Genomic DNA, 16,529 nt, shown 5'->3' on the forward strand with positions numbered 1-16,529 from the left:
AGGTCATGAGCAGCGCCGCGCCAGCCGAGCCGCCGTGCGGTCTTGAGGTCTTCTGGGACGAGCGGCTCGTCTCCTACGACTTCGGCTCCGGACACCCCATGAACCCCGTGCGCGTCGAGCTGACCATGGCGCTGGCCAGGGAACTCGGTGTTCTGAACCGCCCGAACGTGCGGGTGTCGAGGTTCGAGGGCGCGGACGACAAGCTGCTCCGGCTCGTCCACGAGGAGCCCTACATCGCGGCCGTCAAGCAGGCGGGCGCGACCGGGCAGCCCGACCTCCGGCACGGTCTCGGGACGGCCGACAATCCCGTGTTCCCAGGCATGCACGATGCGTCCGCGCTGGTCGTGGGCGCGTCCGTCGCGGCCGCCGAGGCGGTGTGGACGGGACGCGCCGAGCACTCCGCCAACATCTCCGGCGGCCTGCACCACGCGCTCAGCGGCGCCGCCAGCGGGTTCTGTGTCTACAACGACCCCGCCATCGCCATCGCGTGGCTGCTGGAGAACGGCGCCGAGCGCGTCGCGTACGTCGACATCGACGTCCATCACGGCGATGGCGTTCAGGACGCCTTCTACAACGATCCGCGCGTGCTGACCATCAGCGAGCACGAGACACCCCGCACGCTGTTCCCCGGCACCGGTTTCCCGGACGAGACGGGCGCTGACGGGTCATCCGTCAACATCTCATTGCCGCCCGGCTCCGGCGACGGTCCGTGGCTGCGCGCGTTCGACGCGATCGTCCCCCCGCTGCTGCGCAGGTTCCGCCCGCAGATCCTCGTCACCCAACACGGCGCCGATGGCCATGCCCTAGACCCGCTCGCGCACCTCACCCTCAGCGTGGACGGTCAGCGCACGGCATACGGCCTGCTGCACGGGCTCGCGCACGAAACGGCGGGGGGCCGTTGGGTCGCGACCGGGGGCGGCGGCTACGAACTGGTGCAGGTCGTGCCCCGCGCATGGACGCACCTACTGGCAGAGGCGTCGGGCGGGCCGATCCCGCCGGATACCCCGACGCCGGACGACTGGCAGGAGTTCGTCCTACAGCGGATGGCGGAAGTGGCCCCCCGCGTGATGACGGACGGCACGGAGACCGTGACGTTCGCCAGGTGGGCGGACGGCTACGACCCGGCGAGCCCGATCGACCAGGCGATTCTGGCGACGCGGCGAGCGGTGTTCCCCGAGCACGGTCTCGACCCGATGACCGACGAGTAACGTCCCGTCCTCTGTGGTGATCGCCGTGGTCACACCGATGCTTCGAGCGCGGCCCACTATCGCTTTTGCGGGTTTCTAGGAAGCTAAACCTGATTTTTGGCCGGATCCGGCCAAAGGTGTAGCGGAGCGTCAGAAGACCTGAACCTCAACGCCCACGGCCTCGCTCACCGTGACGATCCGGCGCCGTCACCAGGAGCCGTCGCAGACCAGATTGCCCCGATCGTCCCGCTGGACGACGGGATGCTCCCGCCGCGTAACGAGCCGCTGACCTGGAACAACCTTGATCGCGCGTTCTCGCGCTCGTCCAAATGGCCCTGCGCGCCCGCAGCCCGAGGAGTCGGTTACCGTGCGTGAGTGGCCGTCAGCTCTGTCGCGGCGTGTGACGCGGCAGCGGTACAGGGACACATGGGCTGCGCGATGCCATCGGGAACGCCGGAACCGCAGCTCAACAGGTGATTCTGGTTGACAACCGTTCGTCCTGCCACTCCTCGTACCGTTCCGTCCACGCTCCGTGTGGGAGTAGGACTGTGTCCTTCGGGTGAGGTCGGGATACAGAAATGTGCGGAACTCCCCTCTTGCGACTGTCGATACGCGATTTACGCTGGAGAAGTACACGTGCGTGATCAAAGTCACCCGAAGGGCCGGTGCGCGGCACGTGTGGAAGAGGGCGTCCGATGACCTCAGGCGAGCGACCTCTGAGCGAGGTCAGGTTCCTGACCGTGGCCGAAGTGGCGGCGGTGATGCGGGTGTCCAAGATGACCGTCTACCGCCTCGTCCACTCGGGCGAGCTTCCCGCGATCCGCGTGGGCCGCTCGTTCCGGGTTCCCGAGCAGGCCGTTCACGACTACCTGCGCGACGCGTACATCGAAGCCGGATAACGGGTAAGGGCGGGGGATGAACCATGGCCCCGCCACCTACTCCATACCCGGCCGTGCAGGGGGCGTCGAGACGGCCTTAGGGACCGTCCCGAAGCTGGGGAAGGAAGACGAGGACCGTCCGGCGGACGGTCTGGACACTGGGTGGTGCGATCGGTGGTGCCGACAGGGGCCACCGGACCATACCGCCCGTACGGAACGGTGCCCGGCGCCGTGCGACGCGCGGTGCCAGGCTCCGTACACTCTCGCGCCCCAAAGCGTGATACGCCTCGGTACAGCGGTACCCTTGGGCGGCGGACCGTGCGCGCGTTACGAGTGATGCTCGACTGCGGCACGCCGTCTCCTGCACATCACCGGAAATGCCGAGCGAGGTCCCGTGGGCTCTGTCATCAAGAAGCGTCGCAAGAGGATGGCCAAGAAGAAGCACCGCAAGCTTCTGAAGAAGACGCGCATCCAGCGTCGCAACAAGAAGTAGCCGTCACGCCGTAAGGGGTGGGGCCGCACGTGTCCTCTATGCCCGCCGCCGCGGCCCGTGTCGTCCTCGTCACGGGTGTGTCCCGTTTCCTGGGGGCGCGGGTCGCGAGCACTCTGCAAGCCGACCCCGGTATCGAGCGCGTCATCGGGGTGGACACCGTGCCGCCCGATTTGTCGCTCGGCGTGCCCCTCGGACGCACCGAGTTCGTCCGCGTCGACATCCGCACACCGAGCATCGCGAACATCATCACGTCGGCCAGGGTCGACACCGTGGTGCATCTCAGCCTGGACACCTCCTCGTCCGCTCCCCGGGCGAAGGTGAAGGAGCTGAACGTCATCGGCACGATGCAGCTGCTCGCAGCGTGCCAGCGTTCGCCGGACATGCGCAAGCTCGTCGTGCGATCGTCCGCCGCCGTATACGGCTCCTCGCCGATGGACCCCGCCGTGTTCACCGAGCGGGACGAGCCGGTCGAGGCGCCCAAGCACGGGTACGCCAAGGACGCGGCGGAGGTCGAAGGCTACGTCCGCGGGCTGTCGCGGCGCCGTTCCGACCTCACGGTGTCAGTGCTGCGGTTCGCGAACTTCCTCGGCCCGGGCGTGGAGTCGCTGCTCACCCGGTATCTGCGGCTGCCCGTCGTCCCCACGGTGCTCGGCTTCGATCCGCGGCTCCAGTTCCTCCACGAGGACGACGGCATCGAGGTGCTGCGGCGCATGACCGTCGAGGACCACCCCGGCTGCTTCAACGTCGCCGGTGACGGCGTCCTGCTGCTGTCGCAGGCCCTCCGCCGCGCCGGACGGCCGTACGTGCCCGTCCCGTCGCAGTCCCTGTCGGTGCTCGGCGACATGGGACGCCGTTTCGCGGGCCTGTCCGGCTTCTCGCCGGAACTGTTGCGGTGGTTGATGTACGGCCGCGTCATCGACACGACGGCGTTGGGGGACGCGCTGTCGTGGAGCCCCAAATACAGCTCCGAGGCTGCCTTCGCCGACTTCACCGAAGCCCAGGGCCACGGCCCGCTGACGGCGCTTCTTGGACGGACACCCGGATGACGGACGACGCGAAGGTGATCGACCTCAACGCGGCCCGCGAGGACGGCCCGTCCGAACCCGGCACGTGGGAAAGCCGCCTGGCGTCCGGCCTGGCATTCCTGCGCCGCCGCCTCTCCGGCGACTACGAGGTGGACGAGTTCGGCTTCGACCCCGAATTCAACTCAACGGTATTGCTCCCTTTGGCCCGCGCCCTCTACGACCACTGGTTCCGCGTCGAACTCAGCGGCGTCGGCAACATCCCGGACGGCGGCGCCCTCCTCGTCGCCAACCACTCCGGTACCCTCCCGCTGGACGCGATCATGCTGGCGGTCGGCCTGCACGACCACGCCGACCGGCACGTCCGCCTCCTCGGCGGCGACCTCGTGTACCAGATTCCGCTTCTCGGACACCTGTCCCGCAAGGCGGGCCACACGCTCGCTTGCAAGGCCGACGCGGCACGCCTCCTCGCCAAGGGCGAACTGGTCGGCGTCTTCCCGGAAGGGTTCAAAGGCGTCGGCAAACCGTTCTCCGACCGCTACAAACTCCAGCGCTTCGGCCGTGGCGGATTCGTGGGCACGGCCCTGCGCGCGGGCGTCCCGATCGTCCCGTGCGCCATCGTCGGCGCCGAGGAGATCTACCCCAAGATCGCCGACCTCCCCCCACTGGCCCGCCTGCTCGGCCTCCCATACTTCCCGATCACACCGACATTCCCGCTGCTCGGCCCCGCCGGGCTCGTCCCGCTCCCGTCCAAGTGGATGATCCGGTTCGGTGAGCCCATGACCCTGGACGAGTACGACGCCGACAGCGCGGACGACCCCATGACGGTCTTCAACATCACCGACCATGTGCGGGAGAACGTGCAGCAGATGCTCCACGAGACCCTCCTGCGCCGAGGCCCCGCGTTCCTCTGACAAAGTGAGCGCATGCAGCCGCTTCGTAGCCGCATGGTCGCCCGTGACGTGGACGAACCGCACCGCGCCTCCAGCCCTCTCGAACTCCTCTTCGACCTGACGTTCGTCGCCGCCGTCTCCCAGGTGGCCGCACGGCTGGCCCACGCCACCGAAGAAGGACACGTGGGCGACGCCGTCCCACCCTTCCTCATGGTGTTCTTCGCCATCTGGTGGGCGTGGATGAACTTCACGTGGTTCGCATCGGCCTACGACACTGACGACGTCCCGTACAGGGTCATGACGTTCGTCCAGATGGCAGGCGTCCTACTCCTCGCCGCCGGAGTACCCGACGCCTTCGACGGCGACTACACGATGGTCACCTGCGGCTACCTCGTCATGCGCGTCGGCCTAACAGCCCTATGGGTGCGAGCCGCCATAGCCCACCCAGAATCACGCGCCACAACGATCCGCTACGCGGCGGGCGTCGTGATCCTCCAGATCCTCTGGCTGGGCCGCCTCGCCCTACCCGGCAACGGCTCCGCCTGGACGTTCCTCGTGCTGGTGCTACTCGAACTCGCCGTCCCCCGCGTCGCCGAACGAGCCGGGGCAACAGCCTGGCACCCACACCACATAGCCGAACGCTACGGCCTGTTCACCATCATCCTGCTTGGCGAAAGCGTCCTAGCCTCAACGAACGCCGTCCAGGACGCGGTCGAACACGGCCTGAGCGTCGAACTGGTCACCGTCGCCTTGGCGGGCCTGGCGATCCTGTTCATCCTCTGGTGGATCTACTTCTCCGAACCAGCAGGCGAGGGCCTGACCGCCCGTCGCGACTGGTCCTTCATCTGGGGCTACGGCCACTACGTAATCTTCGCGGCCCTGGTCGCCATCGGCGCGGGCCTGGAAGTAGCCGTAGTAACCGCAGGCAACGAGCACACAGAGGTAAACGAGCGAACCGCAATCGCCGCGGTAGCGATCCCAGTGGCCGTAGTCCTGGTAATGCTGTGGGCCCTACACGCCCCAATGCGCCGCACAGCCGCCCGCCCCGAACTGATAGGAGCCACAGCCCTCCTGGTACTCCTAACCACGTTCGCAGCCCCCATCCTGGGCGTCCCCGCGACCTTGGTAGTCCTCGCGGCCCTCCTAGCCCTACTCCTAACCGCGACCCTGCTCACCAACCGGACGGAAACAGCCGCCGCTTGAGCACCCGATCAATCTGCGCCGCAGCACCTTCGACGTTCCCGCAGAGACAGAGATAGCCATTCCGCCCCCACTGCGCCTCGTGGTAACTCCACGTCCCTCCAGACGTGGCAAGCACGCTGACCACGATCCCGACGTCCTTGGTCGCCCGCGCGTGGATCCACAACAACGGCACAGGAACAGGAAACTCCTCACGCCGGTAGAGCTTCTTGAACCGCCACCCCTGAGGTTCGAGCGCTATGGAGAGCTCGTCTAGGTACCGAACCGCGGTCGCCTCCCCACGCCGCGTACGCCATCGCAGCAGCAGGCGCTCCGCCCGAACGGCTAGATCCCGCACTTCGCCCACACGACCTTCCCTCCATCCGCCAGCGGCCGCGTCCCCCACTCCCGCGCAAGCCCAGCCACCATCACCAACCCACGCCCACACGTAGCGGCAAAGTTCTCCGGCCGAACAACCGGCAACAGATCCCCATCGTCCTGAACCTCGATCACCGGCAGCCCATCGACCTCGTCCCGAAACACCCGAAGAACGATGCGCCCTTCCCCGTGCACCAGTGCATTCGTAACGAACTCAGAAACGATGATCCGCCCGTCGTATTCATCAGAGACGCCCCACTCAGCGAACCGCTCGGCCACAAACCGCCGAGCCACCCCCGGAGCCCCCTCCTCTCGCTCAAGAACGCGCTCGTCCCGCGCCCGAACGCCCCCTTTTGTGAATTCATACATCACGCGCCGCCCCGTTCTGTCCGTTTTGTGTAACCGGTGGTGAAATAACCCCTTCGAGTGTCCTGCCCTCCATTCTTGTTGACATATCTTGATCCTCTGCGCCATCGTGTAGACGATTGGACTGAGGGCCACAGAGTGGTTCACATGTCCATTAGAATTCAAGGAATTCAAGCACCGAGAATCGTGGAGGGCGCGTGTCGCATCACGTAAGACCCCTCGACCCGGACCGCAGCACCGCCGACTGGGTGGCCCATGAGCTGCGAAGACTCCGGCAACAGCGGGGAGCGACGCTCAAGGAGCTCAGCGAGATAACGGGCAAGCATCTCTCGCTGTTCTCGAAGATTGAATCGGGCGAGACCCCGCTCCGCGAGGCGGACGCGGACAAGATCGACAAAGCCTGGGAGACAGAGGGCCTGCTCGGACGGATCATCCGCACAGGCCGCACCCGCCACTCTTCGCAGTGGGAAGACGAGATCGACGCCATCGCCTCAGTGGCCGCGCAGGCCCGCATCTGGTCTCTGGGGTGGGTGCCTGCCTTGCTTCAGACTCCCGAGTACGCGCGAGCGTCCTTCGTCGCGGCTGGGCACACTGATGTAGAAGGCGCGGTCCAAAGGCGGGTCAGGCTACTGGAGACCTTGACCAGGAAACCGGCCCCCCTCGTGCGGGCCATAATCGACCGGTCCGCTCTGGAGCTACCCGTGGGAACCCCCGAGGAGTACCGAGCGCAGCTCGACCGTCTGATTGGCCTGGCGGCTGACCTCACGATTCGCGTGGTAGAACGCAGATCAGGGCCCCACGTCGGACGAGAGGGGTCCTTCCTGATCTATACGACCTCGGATGGGAAGGACTACCCATACACATCCACGGTGGGTCCTGGCAGACTGATCAGGGACCCCAGTGAGGTGGCCACGTACCGTGTAAGTTTCGACCGGATCAGTGACATAGCCCTGAACCGGGCTGATTCGCTGACTGTACTCAAACAGATCAGGGAGTGCGTAGATGACTAAGTGGCGTAAGTCGTCGTACAGCGACAATCATCAGGGTGCCTGTGTTGAACTCGCAGGAGCAAAAGATGCCGTGGCAATCCGAGACTCCAAGGACCCGGGTGGCCCGGTACTGGTCGTCCCTCGTGCCGCACTGCGTGCCGCGATCCGGTCGGCGGACGAGTGAAGCAGCCATGCCCAAGTTGACCTGGCGAAAGTCGTCGCACAGCGACGACTATCAGGGTGCGTGTGTTGAGGTCGCCGAGGTGACTGCGGGCGTAGCGATCCGGGATTCGAAGGATCCGGATGGCCCGGTGCTGGTCGTCTCCCACGCGGCACTGCGTATCGCGATCCGGTCGGCGGACGAGTGAGGCGGCCCTGAACGGGCCCGCTGTGGCGCAGGACTTGTGCTGAAGTGGAATGCGCTAGGAGACGTGCATTCGGGTGATGAGGGTGAGCACGGGCAACCCCTTTATGGTGCGCAACCGCCCAGACATGGCTCTGTGCCGATCGTGGAGCCAGCCCAGCGCAAGGGCGTCCGGCCAGCCGAGCCGGTGGCGGACAGGCTCAGGACGGAGTCTTCGGGGCGGACGAGGAACTAGGGAATTTCACGCACGTGTACGTCTCCCGGCACGCTGACCTCGGGCAGTGCATGACTAACGTCGTGTTGGACGCGATCGTCTTGGTTGTGGACGTCTCCGCTTAAAGCATCAGGCGTCGGTTCAAGGCCGGTCGGATCGACGTCGCCGCCATGGTGATCGCTGAGGACGGCGTGTCCGAGAGAGAAGCGGAAGTGATCCAGGTTCGGGACATGGACTCCACTGAACAAGCCGAGGTCCCGACCGACGAGCTTGCCGCGTACTTCACCGGAAGGTACGCGCCGTCGAAGCAACTTCGTGACCGGAGCCAAAGATAGGCGTGCCAGGGAAGCGCATCTTTCGCCGCAATGAAGCAGAGAGGTTCCGCGCCCCCTAATCCGCCTTATCGCTCTGCTCTCAGCTGCCTACCCACCATCGTGCAGACCATCCTCACCCTCCACCACCAGGACCGATGAGGATGGAATCAGCTCAAGGTTCGCGGCAGGGCGCTGGCATCCCACTCCGCGCGCCTGCGGTTCGGCGAAGTCTGGGTTCCATAGATTCGGCGACGTACGCGGCACCGATTTTACGTCGTCCCAGTACGGGCACTAGTGAGGTCGCGAAAAGCCCGAGGTCCCGGCCCCAGCTGCGTAGCTGGGGCCGGGACCTCGGATGATTGTCGGCAGGTGCTCCGTAACGCACTAACGTGGAGAATCGTTCCTCGGGGTCACCGACAGTATGTGACCACTCTCGGGATCAATAACCACGTTCGTGGGAGCACCTGAATCCAACAGATCCTGCTCCGCCCTGGGCAAGGCGACCTGTTGGCCCGGCGACGGCGGTTCCGCGCAGACCGAGCCCACGTGGACCAGCGCCAATGCGCCCACAGCAACCAGCGCGACAACCAGGGCCCTGATCCCAATAATCATACGATCAACATTACCACTATTTCGAGAGAGTCATAAAGGTATTGACTCTAATGAATAGCGAACGACTCTCCGATCACCAGTGCCCCACCAAAGGTGACACGGAGTTGCGCTAGCCAAAGCTGACCACGCCGTTGCGAGCCCTTCAGGGGTGATGAGCGACCACTTGTTGGGGGCTCCGCCCCTCCACTGGGCCAGTTGCGAGCCCTTCAGGGGTGATGAGCGACCCGACGGTAAAGTCGCAGGTCAGTGGTGTGGCTGCGGCGTTGCAGCGGGACCATTTTGCAGCGACTCGACGGTAGTGCGAACGTGCAGGTCACAGCGTTGCCGTGGGGCCTTGTGATCATTGAAGTCTCGGCCTTCCAGACCACCCAGGTCCAGCACCATGCGCCCGCACTCTCGATAGTGAGCAATCTACCGGCTTTGCTCGACTGGGGTTTCGTCGACCCGAAGGGCCGTTGGCTCAAGGCAGCCTACTCGGATGGTTCCACGGCCCGGCGCACGGCAGACGGACCCCGGAAGTCGGCGGGGATGGCGTCCATCAGGGTTTCGTCGGCCGGTTGTCCGAACCAGTACCCGGACTGTCTGCGCTCGCCGATCCTGCGGAATCCGGCTTTCTCGTAGGCGCGGATTGCTGCTGTGTTCGGAGTCAGTACCGACAGGTGGACGCACCGCAGGTTCGTGATGTGAAAGGCGTAGTCGAGTGTCAGGCGGGTCGCCTCGGTGCCTATGCCCTTCCCCCGGCTGGTGGGGCTGAGTTGAATGATGAATTCGCCGGTGCGCACATGGTGATCTATGAGGATGGCGGTGGTTCCCACCGGGGTCGCCGGTGCGGTAGTCATGTCGTGGACGGTGAACCGTAGCTGATCGTCGGTGCCACGCGCCTGGTGTTGGAATCCCTCCCGCCGGTTGTCCAGGGAATCTGGCGTCTGACGGCCGTACCCGACCAACGCGCCAGGGTCCTGCTCCCATTGCCAGTACAGGTCGACCAGGTCAGCGGAGAACGGGCCCAGCCCGGCGCGTTCTCCGCTGATCCAGATGGTCGGTTCATCGTGTTCGGTGATCGCTCTCGCCTCCGTTGGTCCGTTCCGGGATGGTGAGCAGCACGGCGAACCGCGCCGTGGACGGCGGCTCGGCCACCCGGTGCCCGTCATCAGTCTCTACCCATGCGTGAAGCCGGACGGGGTCAGCTGCCGCGCCGTGGCACCACGTCACCCGTCGGTGGGAGACGGCCAGCAGCACCACGACCGCAGCCGATTCCTCCAGGCAGGCCACCCGGCCCGGCACCACAAGCCCAACGCGGCGTACCGAGCGTATGGCCTGATGAACTTGTGCGACCGTCGCGGGGACATCACCGCGCCGGGCCGCGCGACTCAGCAGATGTAAAAGTCGGGCCATGCGGCGGTGGCCGCGACCCGCCCTCAACACACCGAGCACGACGGCCAATGCCACCGCCGCACTCATCGTCGCGTTCAGCGGAACCCGGACAGAGTCGGTGCGCCCGGCTGGTATCTCCTGTGTGCCCCAACTCGGCACCCACCGGGGCCCGTTTGCTATCTCGTGTCCCGGCCGGTGCCGCCGTACCGGCACGATCAACCCCGCCTTCAACAGTTGGTCATGCAACTCTTGCGCGTGCTGCCTGTCTAGAATGCCTGGGACATAGGCATAGCCGCTGGCCGTCGCCTCGGTCCACCACTGCGCCGCCGGGCCGATCAGCGTCTCTACACGACCGTTGCGGTAGTTCACGATCACTGTGGTAGGGCCGACGTTGACCGTGCGGACGTACTTGGGAACGGTGATATGCCTGGGCAGGTTCATCGGCCCGCTCCCGTGTTCCCGGTGGGGACCCACCTCACACCTGGCGTGTTGTCCAGGGAACGGAGCCACGCTTCCGCCGCGACGGCAGGTTCCACTGTGGAGAACGGCACTGGCAAGCCCGCTGCCGTCATGGTGAGTGTGCGCTGGAGCTTGGTCCGATCCACAAGGCCCGAAGAAGCCAAACGTCCATCTGCCAAGGCGTGCAGTTCTGTAAGGTTCGCGCGCATCCCATTGTAGTGGTCGGGATTGAAATCACCCTTGGTGCGCCGTGCGGCCAACTCGCTGGGAAACAGGTTCGTCAGCGCCTCCCGCAGTACTGGTTTGTAGTCGGCCGGGCCGGGCCGCTCGGCCAGTGGTATTGACAGGTATGCGTCCACAACGCGGGAGTCGGTGAATGGATTGTGGAGCGGCACTCCGATGGCTTCGGAAAGTTGGATGTCGGCGCGTGCTGATCGTCCCACCTCGACCATTCCTTCAGTTGCGAGAGTCGCAGCAAATGAACCGATGGCGGGCTCTTGTTTCCATTCGGGAAATGACGCTATGGCGGTGGCGGCTCGGGTCCGCGATTCTTGGGTGGCCCAGGGGGGAACGGAATCCGATGCGTACCAACCCACATCCCCTTCCATGGCTGAATTGTTGATGTCGGCGATCAGGCTTTGTGATAGACTCCGCAATGTCTCAGTATGGGTAGTGTGGGCCACTTGATAAGCGGATTTGAGCAGTGGCCAAACCGAAACTCGCCTCAACCTGGCCCAACGGATAGCTTCGAGCGCGCCGCGCCGGTAGCACTTGGTGGCCAACAGATCAGCCAGCATGATCGGTGGAGAACACAGCAGGCTGTCCCCGCCGTCGCCTGTCATGTGACAGTCGGTGCTCAGCGTCTCCCGCATCCATCGGAGCTGACCGGAGAACCGAGCGTACGCGATCGTAGACGGCGCGGGCTCGTCCGTTGCGGGGAGCACGTTCAACCCGGTGTACGGGACGTGGTCGGCGTCCAACGGCATGAGCCGGTGCACGATCCCGGATCGCGCAGCGGCCAACCGCGCGTAGTCCAGGTCCCCGCCTGCCGCGCGGCCCACCGGGTAGACGGTCACTCCGATCAGCGTCTTATCGGCGCTGGTGGCTGCCTGCCCTAGCAGCGCCAGCGCGGTCGAGTCGTATCCACCGGAAAGATCCACGGTCGGTGTTGAGGCGGTGTCAACCCGGACCGAAACCGCGGCCGACAGCTCGGCTCTCAGCCGTTCGCTGACCCTCCCTGAGCGAGGCCGGGGCGACCAAACCCGTGTCATCTGTACCCCGTTGTCTGGAGTGATGGTCACGCGGTGCCCGGCGGGCGCGAGACCAATCTCCTCGAAGTGGGGCGGACCTGCCGGGAGCAGTACGGAAGGGGCTACCAGCCAGGTGGCTAGTCGGTCCAAGTTCGGTTTGGTGCCGGTCAGTCCGGCCAATGCCAGGGAGCTGGACGCCCAATAGACCCCATCATCCGCTGCGGCGACATAGATCGGCCACGCTCCGCCGAGGTCCGTCCAGACCCGGGTGCGCTGCGGGGTGATCTCCATGACCGTGTAGCTGCCGGGCCAGCGCCACGCCACCTGATCCGGGACGCCGAATGTTCTCAACCTTTCCATGTCGCCAGGCGGCATTGTGCAGGGGCCGATCACAGCCACGAACCGATGGTTGTGGCGTGTCGCGCGGAGTTCATAGTCCGGCCATTGGCCCACCGTCCAGCACCCTGGTGCGTCCGACCAAATGGGTGTGTGGTCAGCCGGGCTCCGGCTTGGTGCCATGGGCTTGTGGAACCCTCCGAACCAACGCATGCGCCGCAGTCCCGTGATCTTGGCTGGTGCCCGGATCAAACCGACGCCGGGCACCAGCGCAACCGACTAGTTGTAGGCCCGCCGCTTATCCTCCGAGCTGCCCCTACCCTGACCGAGTGTCACCTTGGACGCCTCGCCAATGCTGGTCAGTAGCATGGGCGGGCTGGCCGCCGGCTTGCCGTGTTGATCGTCTTCATCCTTTTTCACGTTTGTGTACCTTCCGCATCGACTTGGTGGCGTATGTCTTGTGCTGGTCTGTCGCTACAGGCACTGACCTGCCGTGTGTCTCGTTGCTCATCCAGGGTCCAATGGGAGGAGGGACGCCGGAACTTCATAGAAGGACGCCTTAGGGACGTCCATGAGGGCGTATAAACGTCCTCATGGACGTCAACGAGCGTCTGCGCGCCGCACTCCTGCGCGCTGGAATCAGCTGCGCCCAATTAGCCGACGCCGCTGGTGTGGACGCCAAGACCGTCGAACGATGGATCAGCACGGGACGAACGCCGCATCGCACCACTGCCCACAAGGCCGCTCGCTCGCTTGGCGAAGACATGGCGTATCTATGGCCCTCGCTGGGGGAGGGGAAGCGAGGGCGCGGACTACACCCCGAGTTGATCGCTCTTCACGCGACTCGCGCAGACGCCCCCTTGGACATGTGGCGGGCGCTTTTCACCCAAGCCAGGGAACGGATCGAGATACTTGTCTATGCCGGGATCTTTCTTCACGAACAGTGGCCAGGCTTCGCTGAAACGCTGGGGCACAAAGCGGGCGCTGGGTGCCGTGTGCGCATCCTCCTGGGAGATCCCGACGCACCCCCGGTCACCGAGCGCGGCGTTGAAGAGAAGTACGGGCATGGCATCGAGACCCGGTGCCGCGTGGCTCTCATGCACTACGGTCCACTGATCGGCATGCCGGGTGTCGAGGTGCGTCAGCACGCGACGACGCTTTGCAACTCGATCTATCGTGGCGATGACCAGATGCTCGTCAACGCCCACGTGTTCGGGATGAACGCGTTCGGCGCGCCGGTCTGGCATCTCCGCAGGGAGTCGGATGGCGGTGTGTTCGACCGCTACGCCGAGAGCTTCGAAGCAGTGTGGGCACTTTCCCACCGAGCCGTGAAGGAGTGAGTGGTGGCGCGGTTTGAGTACTACGACGATCCGGCGGCGCCGGTTCCGAACTCGATGGTCGTGGCGGCCTCGGCTGTCGTTGTCAATGAGCGCGGCGATGTGTTGATGCAGCGGCGGGCCGATTCGAGGCTCTGGGCGTTGCCGGGTGGGGGGATGAACCTGGACGAGTCTCTACCGGGGACGGCCGTCCGGGAGGTCAGGGAAGAGACCGGGTACGACATTGAGGTCATCGGGCTCGTCGGTACTTACACCGATCCGCGCCACATCATCGTGTACTCGGACGGTGAGGTTCGCCGCCAGTTCAACGTGTGCTTCAGGGCCCGTCTGCTCGGAGGCGAACTCCAGGTCAGCGATGAGTCTCTGGAGGTGCGTTGGGTGCCGGTCGCGGAGCTGGACGATCTGCCCATGCACCACACGCAACGTCTGAGGCTGGGGCATTATCGGGAAGACCGAGGCGCTCCCTATCTCGGCTGAGCATTTCGTTCGATGGGGGGCCGGTTTGGTGGGTGAGGGCTCGGGGCGTTGGCTGGTTGGGTTGGGGGAGTGCTGGTCGGGGTGTGGTTAGGGTGGGTTGGTGGGGGTTGATCCTGACGTTGTTAGGCGTGCGCAGCGCGGTGATCTGATGGCGTTGCATGAGGTTCTTGAGGTGCTTGCGCCTTATGTGCGGCGGCTTTGTGGGCCTATCGCCTTGCAGGACGCTCCTGACGCTGCTCAGGAGACGTTGATCGTGGTCATGCGCAACCTGAAGGGGTTGCGTGAACCTGAGGCCCTGTTCGGGTGGGTGCGGGTCATCGCGGTGCGTGAGGCGGTGCGGGTGGCGAAGCAATCGGCTCGTGCTGTTCCCGAGATGTTGGGCGAGGTGCCTGCGCCCGGTGATCCGGTGCTCGCCGCGGATGTTCGTGATGTTCTGGGGCGGTTGTCGCCGGAGCATCGCGCCGTTCTCATGTTGCGTGATCTGGAGCGGCTGGACGAGGAGACGGCGGCGCGGATGTTGCGGGTGCCGACCGGGACCGTTCGGTCGCGGTTGTTTCGGGCGCGGGCGAGTTTTCGGCGGGACTGGCGAGGCGAGGGGGCTGGCGATGACCTGGCCGGTCGGTGAACTGGACGATGTGGGACGGCTCCGTGCCGTTGCGGCGTCCTTTCCCGGCGTCCTGCTGGAGGAGGCTGTTCTGCCGTCTCCCTTTGAGGACGTGTGGGCGGTGTTGGGCGACCCGGAGCGGGGTTTCGCCGGGTTGCTGCCGGACGTTCGGTCCGTGCGCGTCACCGAGCGTCGTGGTGAACGGATGCGCGTGATGGTGCGTGGCCGTTCTGGCCTGCGGGCGCCGTTTGACATGGTCCTTCGCCCTGGCTGGTGCCTGATGCAGAGCCGTTTCCTGGTGTTCGGGATGGGTGTTGTTCCGGAAGGGGACGTCACTCGTTTTGCGTACATGGCGGCGCTTCGGGTGCCGGGTGCGCGTGTCTTGGGGCCGCCGGTTCGGCGTGTGTTGGGGCCGTTGTTCCTGCGTCGGTTTGTCCGGCGCTTCACTCCGGGGGAGTGACGAGGGTCACTGGAGTGGTTTGGGGCGTTCGCGGCCTCTTCCTAGCATGCGAATCCATGAAATCGCGGCCCTTGTGGTTGCCGCCGTTCTCGTTCTCGACGCGCTTCTGCACGTGTACTGGATGACTGGGCGCACCTGGCCCGCGCGTGACGTGTCGACCCTGTCCCGGGGATTGTTGAACGCGGATGTCCCCTTCACTCCGCGTGTCCTGGCCCCGCTCGTTCTGGCCTTGGCGGGTGCTGGTGCGACTGTTCTGGCTCAGGCCGATGTGATCCTTTCGGGGCTTCCGGGCTGGCTTCCCCTGGCCGGGACGTTCGTCGTCGCTGCCGGTGTGGGGGTGCGGGCTCTGGCCGGTGTCGCCTGGGCTCTCGGCATGGGGGCTGAGAGGGGCTCGACGTTCTACCGGCTTAATCTCGTCCTCTATACGCCGCTCTGCCTGGTCTTGGTCGCCGCGACGGCGGTTGTGGCCGTGAACTGAGCCGGCGGGGGCCTCAGTACGATCGGACGGCCGACCTGTGCGGCCGTCCGAACTGAGTCTCGGCAGGGAGTTCTTGTGACCGGTCAGCGCCTCACCGAGGAGCAGCGGGCTGATGCTCTGTCGATCTGGGGTTATCACCAGTTGGGGCATGAGGTGCGGAGTTGTTCGGTGGGCGTTGGCCTTGGTAGCCATGACCTCGGGGTTGCCGCGTATGCCAGCGAGCTTTATCTGGCGGGATTGTTTCCCGTGCTGGTATTCACTGGGGGTAATAGCCCGAGTACTGTGAGCCGGTTTCCGCGTGGGGAGGCCGTGGAGTATGCCGAGCATGCGGTTCGGCTTGGGGTTCCGGAGTCGGCGATTCTCGTTGAGCCACTGGCTGGAAATACTGGTCAGAACATCGAGTTTTCGCGGGGCGTGCTTGCTGAGGTCGGGGTTGAGGTCGACTCGTTGTTGCTGATCTCCAAGCCTTATATGGAGCGTCGGGCCTTCGCTACTGCTCGGAAGGTTTGGCCTGAGGTTGAGCTGGTGTGCGCTTCTGAGCCCTTGTCGTTTGACGAGTACGTGCGGTCGATCGGGGACGAGAAGCTCGTCATTGACATGCTTGTCGGTGATTTGCAGCGAGTTGTTGAGTATCCGGCGCTCGGGTTTTCCGTTGCCCAGGACGTCCCGGATGAGGTTCGGGCCGCGTGTCGGCGGTTGGTAACTGGTGGGTTCGACGGGCATCTCGTGCCGTCGTCAGAGCGTGGGTAGTGGGCTGCTCGATCAGCGGCGAACTCGACCCCAATGGTTACAGCGGCCCCTGCCAGGGCGTCGGCACCAACACCGCTCTCACCGCCCGCTTCGGCGGCTGATCGGTACGGCCGAG

21 protein-coding genes are annotated in these 16,529 nt (G+C 65.3%); 15 read left to right on the forward strand and 6 right to left on the reverse strand.

Annotation, left to right across the window (positions count from 1 at the left end; all coding sequences use genetic code 11):
* The first annotated feature begins 5 nt into the window (after nt 1-5).
* From ABD808_RS00455 to ABD808_RS00480, 6 genes are all read left to right on the forward strand, one after another.
* A complete protein-coding gene (locus tag ABD808_RS00455) occupies nt 6-1,208 on the forward strand; it encodes an acetoin utilization protein AcuC (protein ID WP_344887705.1) in 1,203 nt (400 codons plus the stop codon).
* Between the two features lie 674 nt (nt 1,209-1,882).
* Complete coding sequence (locus tag ABD808_RS00460; protein ID WP_021591693.1) at nt 1,883-2,086, forward strand: helix-turn-helix domain-containing protein; 204 nt, start codon at nt 1,883-1,885, stop codon at nt 2,084-2,086.
* Between the two features lie 373 nt (nt 2,087-2,459).
* Nucleotides 2,460-2,558 carry a 30S ribosomal protein bS22 gene (locus tag ABD808_RS00465; protein WP_018654693.1) on the forward strand — a complete coding sequence of 33 codons (99 nt, stop codon included), beginning with the start codon at nt 2,460-2,462 and terminating at the stop codon, nt 2,556-2,558.
* A 38-nt stretch (nt 2,559-2,596) separates the two neighbouring features.
* Nucleotides 2,597-3,604, forward strand: a complete 1,008-nt coding sequence (locus ABD808_RS00470; protein ID WP_344888315.1) for an NAD-dependent epimerase/dehydratase family protein — start codon at nt 2,597-2,599, stop codon at nt 3,602-3,604.
* On the forward strand, nt 3,601-4,494 hold the full coding sequence (locus ABD808_RS00475; protein WP_344887709.1) for a lysophospholipid acyltransferase family protein: 894 nt from the start codon (nt 3,601-3,603) through the stop codon (nt 4,492-4,494). The genes ABD808_RS00470 and ABD808_RS00475 overlap by 4 nt, the downstream gene beginning before the upstream one ends.
* A 12-nt stretch (nt 4,495-4,506) precedes the next feature.
* Entirely contained in the window at nt 4,507-5,676 is a 1,170-nt protein-coding gene (locus tag ABD808_RS00480) for a low temperature requirement protein A (protein ID WP_344887712.1), read from the forward strand.
* On the opposite strand, the gene ABD808_RS00485 is transcribed toward ABD808_RS00480, so the two are convergent.
* Entirely contained in the window at nt 5,645-6,019 is a 375-nt protein-coding gene (locus tag ABD808_RS00485; RefSeq protein ID WP_344887715.1) for a hypothetical protein, read from the reverse strand. The two genes, ABD808_RS00480 and ABD808_RS00485, sit on opposite strands and share 32 nt — an antisense overlap.
* A complete protein-coding gene (locus ABD808_RS00490) occupies nt 5,998-6,309 on the reverse strand; it encodes an ATP-binding protein (protein WP_344887718.1) in 312 nt (103 codons plus the stop codon). Before ABD808_RS00490 ends, ABD808_RS00485 begins: the two co-directional genes overlap by 22 nt.
* Nucleotides 6,310-6,593: 284 nt before the next feature.
* Here ABD808_RS00490 and ABD808_RS00495 point away from each other — a divergent pair, with 284 nt between their 5' ends.
* The 3 genes from ABD808_RS00495 to ABD808_RS00505 are packed head-to-tail and all read left to right on the forward strand — an operon-like array spanning nt 6,594 to nt 7,753.
* Nucleotides 6,594-7,406 carry a helix-turn-helix domain-containing protein gene (locus ABD808_RS00495; protein WP_344887721.1) on the forward strand — a complete coding sequence of 271 codons (813 nt, stop codon included), beginning with the start codon at nt 6,594-6,596 and terminating at the stop codon, nt 7,404-7,406.
* Entirely contained in the window at nt 7,399-7,569 is a 171-nt protein-coding gene (locus ABD808_RS00500; RefSeq protein WP_344887724.1) for a DUF397 domain-containing protein, read from the forward strand. Before ABD808_RS00495 ends, ABD808_RS00500 begins: the two co-directional genes overlap by 8 nt.
* A 7-nt stretch (nt 7,570-7,576) precedes the next feature.
* Nucleotides 7,577-7,753, forward strand: coding sequence for a DUF397 domain-containing protein (locus ABD808_RS00505; protein WP_344887726.1), 177 nt, complete (start codon nt 7,577-7,579; stop codon nt 7,751-7,753).
* A 1,606-nt stretch (nt 7,754-9,359) separates the two neighbouring features.
* Here ABD808_RS00505 and ABD808_RS00510 read toward each other — a convergent pair.
* From ABD808_RS00510 to ABD808_RS38405, 4 genes are all read right to left on the reverse strand, one after another.
* On the reverse strand, nt 9,360-10,040 hold the full coding sequence (locus ABD808_RS00510) for a GNAT family N-acetyltransferase (protein ID WP_344887729.1): 681 nt from the start codon (nt 10,038-10,040) through the stop codon (nt 9,360-9,362).
* A complete protein-coding gene (locus ABD808_RS00515) occupies nt 9,934-10,704 on the reverse strand; it encodes a lasso peptide biosynthesis B2 protein (protein WP_344887732.1) in 771 nt (256 codons plus the stop codon). The genes ABD808_RS00510 and ABD808_RS00515 overlap by 107 nt, the downstream gene beginning before the upstream one ends.
* Nucleotides 10,701-12,521, reverse strand: a complete 1,821-nt coding sequence (locus ABD808_RS00520) for an albusnodin/ikarugamycin family macrolactam cyclase (protein WP_344888318.1) — start codon at nt 12,519-12,521, stop codon at nt 10,701-10,703. The genes ABD808_RS00515 and ABD808_RS00520 overlap by 4 nt, the downstream gene beginning before the upstream one ends.
* Before the next feature lie 66 nt (nt 12,522-12,587).
* Nucleotides 12,588-12,728 carry an albusnodin family lasso peptide gene (locus ABD808_RS38405; RefSeq protein ID WP_425548867.1) on the reverse strand — a complete coding sequence of 47 codons (141 nt, stop codon included), beginning with the start codon at nt 12,726-12,728 and terminating at the stop codon, nt 12,588-12,590.
* A 173-nt stretch (nt 12,729-12,901) separates the two neighbouring features.
* On the opposite strand from ABD808_RS38405, the gene ABD808_RS00525 reads away from it, so the two are divergent.
* The 6 genes from ABD808_RS00525 (at nt 12,902) to ABD808_RS00550 (ending at nt 16,414) form a co-directional block, all read left to right on the forward strand.
* Nucleotides 12,902-13,648, forward strand: a complete 747-nt coding sequence (locus ABD808_RS00525) for a helix-turn-helix domain-containing protein (RefSeq protein ID WP_344887735.1) — start codon at nt 12,902-12,904, stop codon at nt 13,646-13,648.
* A gap of 3 nt (nt 13,649-13,651) precedes the next feature.
* Nucleotides 13,652-14,122 carry an NUDIX hydrolase gene (locus tag ABD808_RS00530; protein WP_344887738.1) on the forward strand — a complete coding sequence of 157 codons (471 nt, stop codon included), beginning with the start codon at nt 13,652-13,654 and terminating at the stop codon, nt 14,120-14,122.
* Nucleotides 14,123-14,270: 148 nt separating this feature from the next.
* Nucleotides 14,271-14,747 (forward strand): RNA polymerase sigma factor, encoded by a 477-nt coding sequence (locus ABD808_RS00535; protein ID WP_344887741.1) that lies wholly within the window; start codon nt 14,271-14,273, stop codon nt 14,745-14,747.
* The gene (locus ABD808_RS00540; protein ID WP_344887744.1) at nt 14,728-15,186 is read left to right on the forward strand and encodes a hypothetical protein; all 459 of its coding nucleotides are present in this window, start codon (nt 14,728-14,730) and stop codon (nt 15,184-15,186) included. The genes ABD808_RS00535 and ABD808_RS00540 overlap by 20 nt, the downstream gene beginning before the upstream one ends.
* Nucleotides 15,187-15,232: 46 nt before the next feature.
* Nucleotides 15,233-15,664, forward strand: coding sequence for a DUF3995 domain-containing protein (locus tag ABD808_RS00545; RefSeq protein ID WP_344887747.1), 432 nt, complete (start codon nt 15,233-15,235; stop codon nt 15,662-15,664).
* Nucleotides 15,665-15,739: 75 nt separating this feature from the next.
* Nucleotides 15,740-16,414, forward strand: coding sequence for a YdcF family protein (locus tag ABD808_RS00550; protein ID WP_344887750.1), 675 nt, complete (start codon nt 15,740-15,742; stop codon nt 16,412-16,414).
* The last annotated feature ends 115 nt before the right edge of the window (nt 16,415-16,529 follow it).

This window comes from Actinomadura meridiana, from assembly GCF_039537545.1.
GTDB lineage: Bacteria > Actinomycetota > Actinomycetes > Streptosporangiales > Streptosporangiaceae > Spirillospora > Spirillospora meridiana.

Bases quoted from the DNA above. Each gene is read 5' to 3' on its own strand.
- ABD808_RS00455 (WP_344887705.1), top strand. From the start codon at position 6: ATGAGCAGCGCCGCGCCAGCCGAGCCGCCGTGCGGTCTTGAGGTCTTC.
- ABD808_RS00520 (WP_344888318.1), bottom strand. From the start codon at position 12,521: ATGCGTTGGTTCGGAGGGTTCCACAAGCCCATGGCACCAAGCCGGAGC.
- ABD808_RS00545 (WP_344887747.1), top strand. From the start codon at position 15,233: ATGCGAATCCATGAAATCGCGGCCCTTGTGGTTGCCGCCGTTCTCGTT.
- ABD808_RS00535 (WP_344887741.1), top strand. From the start codon at position 14,271: ATGGCGTTGCATGAGGTTCTTGAGGTGCTTGCGCCTTATGTGCGGCGG.
- ABD808_RS00480 (WP_344887712.1), top strand. From the start codon at position 4,507: ATGCAGCCGCTTCGTAGCCGCATGGTCGCCCGTGACGTGGACGAACCG.
- ABD808_RS00470 (WP_344888315.1), top strand. From the start codon at position 2,597: ATGCCCGCCGCCGCGGCCCGTGTCGTCCTCGTCACGGGTGTGTCCCGT.
- ABD808_RS00525 (WP_344887735.1), top strand. From the start codon at position 12,902: ATGGACGTCAACGAGCGTCTGCGCGCCGCACTCCTGCGCGCTGGAATC.
- ABD808_RS00540 (WP_344887744.1), top strand. From the start codon at position 14,728: ATGACCTGGCCGGTCGGTGAACTGGACGATGTGGGACGGCTCCGTGCC.
- ABD808_RS00510 (WP_344887729.1), bottom strand. From the start codon at position 10,040: ATGACGGGCACCGGGTGGCCGAGCCGCCGTCCACGGCGCGGTTCGCCG.
- ABD808_RS00475 (WP_344887709.1), top strand. From the start codon at position 3,601: ATGACGGACGACGCGAAGGTGATCGACCTCAACGCGGCCCGCGAGGAC.
- ABD808_RS00515 (WP_344887732.1), bottom strand. From the start codon at position 10,704: ATGAACCTGCCCAGGCATATCACCGTTCCCAAGTACGTCCGCACGGTC.
- ABD808_RS00500 (WP_344887724.1), top strand. From the start codon at position 7,399: ATGACTAAGTGGCGTAAGTCGTCGTACAGCGACAATCATCAGGGTGCC.
- ABD808_RS00505 (WP_344887726.1), top strand. From the start codon at position 7,577: ATGCCCAAGTTGACCTGGCGAAAGTCGTCGCACAGCGACGACTATCAG.
- ABD808_RS00460 (WP_021591693.1), top strand. From the start codon at position 1,883: ATGACCTCAGGCGAGCGACCTCTGAGCGAGGTCAGGTTCCTGACCGTG.